Origin of the sequence: Albidovulum sp. (assembly GCF_049646345.1) — a bacterium.
Taxonomy (GTDB): domain Bacteria; phylum Pseudomonadota; class Alphaproteobacteria; order Rhodobacterales; family Rhodobacteraceae; genus Albidovulum.
In genome coordinates this window covers 1-4,710 of record NZ_JBARVQ010000545.1, presented here as the reverse complement: position 1 = coordinate 4,710, position 4,710 = coordinate 1, and the positions used below count along the sequence as shown (strand labels likewise).

General features: G+C 59.4%; 4 protein-coding genes. All 4 read left to right on the top strand.

Going from position 1 to position 4,710, the window contains the following annotated elements:
• A partial coding sequence (locus WBB85_RS14080; protein WP_432639239.1) for a tetratricopeptide repeat protein occupies positions 1-2,057 on the top strand: 2,057 nt, incomplete at its 5' end.
• Between the two features lie 135 nt (positions 2,058-2,192).
• Complete coding sequence (locus tag WBB85_RS14075) at positions 2,193-2,828, top strand: polysaccharide biosynthesis/export family protein (RefSeq protein ID WP_432639238.1); 636 nt, start codon at positions 2,193-2,195, stop codon at positions 2,826-2,828.
• A 134-nt stretch (positions 2,829-2,962) separates the two neighbouring features.
• Complete coding sequence (locus WBB85_RS14070; RefSeq protein ID WP_432639237.1) at positions 2,963-4,261, top strand: hypothetical protein; 1,299 nt, start codon at positions 2,963-2,965, stop codon at positions 4,259-4,261.
• A 151-nt stretch (positions 4,262-4,412) separates the two neighbouring features.
• Positions 4,413-4,710 (top strand): archaeosortase/exosortase family protein (locus WBB85_RS14065; RefSeq protein WP_432639236.1); only part of this gene is annotated, 298 nt, incomplete at its 3' end.

Here is a 4,710-nt window from a genome sequence, read left to right as displayed (position 1 = left end):
GGCTGAAGGCGATCCGCATTGCCGCGGATTACGGCCGCGCCATTGATGGCGACGACGTGTCAGGCCTGTTGAAGGCAGCGGCAGAGGCGCAGGATCTGCGTGCAAGCCTGCCGGACAACATGCTCCTGCGTCGAGTCGCGATCGACGACCATATGAGGGCGCAGGACTATCAGGATGCGCTGAGAGAACTCGACGCGGCTTTGGTGCTGCTGCCCGATGACCGTTCGCTGCGCGCCCAGCGCCTGACGGTTCTCGCCGCGCAGGGCGATGACGCGGGCGTTGAGGCAAGCCTCCTCGATATGGTGGACCGCTTTTCCGATGCACCCGAAATGCAAACAACGCTCGTGCGCTGGTATGCTGCGCGCAAGGAATTCGACAAGGCCGAAACCTTCCTCAGACAGCGGGTATCCTCGGATACGCCGGACCAGACCGAGGTTCTGAATCTGGTCCGCTTCCTTGCCGAACAGCGGGGGGCCGATGTGGCGGTTGCCGAACTGGACCGCGTGATATCAACAGGCCAGGATGCGCCCGCCTATCGTTCAACCCGGGCCAGCTTCATTTTCAACCTCGGACGACGCGACGACGCGATCGCCGAAATGCGCGACCTCCTGAAAAACGCGCCCGCATCCGAAGAAACCCGCCACAACAAGATCGGCCTTGCCCAGATGCTGAGCATCACCGGCAACACGACCGAGGCCAATGCGCTGGTGGAAGACGTCCTGAGCGAGGATCCGGGCGATACAGAGGCACTCAAGCTCAAGGCCGGTTGGTTAATTCTTGACGATTCCGTAGGCGAGGCGATTTCTATTCTGCGCCGCGCCATCGATCAAAGCCCGCGTGACGCACAAATCCTGACCCTCATGGCACAGGCCTATGAACGCGATGGCAATCGCGAGCTGATGCGCGAAAGCCTTTCCCGCGCGACGGCCGCCTCCAACCGCGCTCCGGCCGAATCACTTCGTTACGCCCAGCTCCTCGCCAATGAAGACAAGCTCATCCCGGCTGAAGCCGTCCTGATTGACGCCCTCCGGATCGCACCCGGAAACACCCGCCTTTTGATGGCATTGGGGGAAATCTACATCCGCGTTCAGGACTGGCCCCGTGCGGCATCCGTTGCAAGCGCGCTTGAGGGGCTGGATGACACCTCTGCACAGTCGGCCGCACAAACCATCCGCACCGCTGTGATTTCTGGTCAGGACAACACCGATCAGGCCGTCAGATATCTTCAGGGGCTGGTCGATCAGGGTGATGCCGGTCTGGCGGCAAAGATCGCGATCCTGCGAACACATCTCGATACCGGCGATACGGAAAAGGCGCGGTCATATTCCCAGAGCCTGCTGGCGACAGATCCCGAAAACCCCGACCTGCGTTTTATCGACGCCTCTGTGCGAAACCTCACCGGTGACGCGGAAGGCGCCGAAACCGTGTTGCGTGATCTCGTGGAACAGAGCCCCCGACTTCTGCCCGGGTGGATGGCGCTTCTTCGGATTGTCGCAGCCGACGAATCGCGCCTGGCCGAAGCCGAGACACTTTTGGACACAGCATTGGAATCATTTCCAGATTCCGATGACTTGAAATGGGCCAAGGCGGGTCTACTGGAAAAATCCGGGAATATCGAAGGCGCAATCGCGATCTATGAGGCCATGTACAAGGCCAACAGCGCCAACCCCGTCATCGCCAACAACCTCGCCAGCCTTCTGTCAAATCACCGCAGCGATCCTGACAGCATCGCCCGCGCCGAAGTGATCGCCCGCCGCCTGCGCGACAGCACGGTCGCGCCCTTTCAGGACACCTATGGCTGGATCGCCCATCTGCGCGGCAATCAAGACGAGGCCATTCGCAACCTGGAAAAGGCCGCCGCTACTCTTACTGACGATCCTGTCGTGCAATACCACCTGGCCGAAGCCTATCTGGCCCAGGATCGCCGGACAGACGCCCTCGAACGCTTTCACAAGGCACTGTCGCTTCTGAAAGCCGACGACGAAAGGGATTTCGCCGTGAAAGCACGGCAGGAGACCGAGCGGCTTGAGGCAGAGGGCGTAACGGTTGGAAACTGATAGCACGACTGTTGCCAAGCGGGCACTTCACGGCACTCCAGTCGGTGATGTTGCCTGAGCTTTCCAAGTTAACAGTTTGATTTCGCGCCAATCAGCCGTACTCTTATACAGAATCGGGAATTCTTGGGTGTCACCATGTTCAGAACTTTTCTAGGCCTGTTGCTGGCCGTTCTTCTTGCTCCGGCAGTGCTTGCCCAAAGCGGATATCGCATCCAGACCGGCGACGTTCTGCAAATGGAGGTTCTGGAGGATCCGAGCCTGAACAGAAGCCTGCTGGTCCTTCCGGACGGCAATGTCAGCCTGCCGCTTGTCGGCACTGTCCGGGCCTCTGGCAAAAGCATCGACAGCCTGCGCAGCAACATTTCATCGGCCCTTGCGCCGAACTTCGCTGCCGCACCGACGGTGTTTCTGACCGTCGGGCAGCTTAACCCCGTGACCCAGGCGGTCAACAACGCTGCCGCGCAGGCCGCCGCAGCCAATGTCCGGCCCTATGGCACTGTCGCTGTCTACGCGGTGGGCGAGGTCAACACGCCCGGACGTCTTGATGTGCAGTCCGGAACAACGCTGCTTCAGTTCCTTGCGGAATCCGGGGGCATGACCAAGTTTGCTGCAACGAAGCGTATCCAGCTTCGTCGTGCGGACAAGAAAACCGGGACCGAGACGGTCTACAAGTTCAACTACAAAGCGGTCCAGAATGGTGCTAGATCACCGGTGATCGTGCTGCGGGAAGGCGATGTGATCGTTGTGCCCGAACGACGGCTTTTTGAATGACCTGTTAACCAAACAAGGCGGACAAGGTGGGGACGAGCAGTAAAAAGATCGCGGTAATCGCGGCGCTATCCACAATCTGGCCGACAAGCGTGCTCCCTCAACAAGGGGGCACTCCTGTTGCTGGCGGATTGCAGATGGATTTTGGTATCAATTCGAAAGTCACGGTCGATGACAATTTCGAACTGCAGCCAAATTCCGGCGGCACAACAACAATTTTCGACAATACGCTCAGCTTTGGGCTGACCAGCATCACGGCATCGCAAGAGATCCGGCTCACCGGTGCGGGCGTTCTGCGCTATGCCAACATTCCCGGGCGTACCGTCTCGGGTTTTGAAGATCCGCGCTTGCAGTTCAACTACAAGATTGAGAACTCGAACAGCCGTCTGACGGCCGATGCGCGCTACCGCCGCTCGGACCGGGAATTCCTTGACCCGTTCCAGGTCGAGCAGGAAGAGCAAATTCTCGACGGCACGGGCCTGTTCGCGGGCGGCGGCACTGTGACAACGCGCAACGCTGCCATAAGCTATGAAACCGGCATCAACGCGCCCTTGGGTTTCAGGATCACCGGATCACATGCCGAAAAGCAGTATGAGGATCTGTCGATTCTCAACAGCCGGTTGTTTGACACGGAAACCAACAGCATAGATGCGACCGTCTCGGCAAAGCTTTCGCCCGTTACTGTCATGCGGTTCAATGCGGGGCTCAGACGCTACCGCGCTGACGATTCGGTTCAGACCGATCGTGAAACCACAGATTATTCGATCGGGATTACGCAGGACATCAACCAGGTCTGGATTCTCGGTGCCCAGCTCGGTCGGACCGAGGTCGACACGATCGATACAGTCGGCACCAGACAAACCAGCGGCACCAACAGTCAGCTGAAGCTGACCAGGACACTCTCGAACGGGTCGGTCTTTGCTTCATACGATGCCACCGTGAACCAGAACGGCACGCGCAAAGCCCTGCGGTTCGGCCGCGACCTGCAATTGCCACGCGGCAACCTCTCGGCCTCACTCGGCGTGACCGAGACACCGTCTGGCAATACCGGCAGCAACGCCGCCATCACCTATTCCTATGCGTTGGCATCGAGCAATCTCAGCCTGTCGCTCAAGCGGGACGTATCGACCAACAACAACAGTGAAGAGATCATCGATACCCGGGTTGCCGTCGGCTATGGCTATCAGATCGACGCAATCTCCAACCTGAATTTCGCGATGAATTACGGCCGTTCGGAATCCGCCGATGACCTGTCTGCTGTACCGACGGTTGACCGCACTACATTGACTGCGTCCTACTCCCGCGCGCTGACCCAGGATTGGGACCTGACAGGTGGTGTCACGCTCAGACGTCGGTCGGATACATCGGCGACGGGCGATGCGGAATCGAATTCGGTCTTTCTGACGCTGGACCGGACGTTCAGTTTCAGACCCTAGGCCAATTCGGGCACAGGTGGCGAAGTGTTGTCCAAACTGCATCCGGAACATGCTGTTGACGGTTATCTGATCGACAAAGCCGCAATGCCCGTCGTCATTGCGGCGCCGTTGCGGTAGTTTGGCATCCGATCAAAGTGACACCGGAACAATCATGACGCATTCGACACGCCCGGACGACAGATTGCGTCAACCCTCGCTCGCTTTCAGCCCCGCGGGGTTTGGCCTGTTCGCAGCGCTTCTGGCGGCGTCCGTGCCACTGTTCTGGATCGGCTTTGTGTCGCTGGCACAGGCTTGGTCTACCGCCGAATACAGCCATGGCCCTCTGATCCCGCTCGTCTCGCTCTATCTTTTCTTGCGCGAGTTGCGGAAGATGCCGCCGCCCGACCCGGCAGCGCGGGTCCGCTGGCCAGGGATTGTGGTGATCCTTCTGGCGCTCGCCGTGGCGGCAC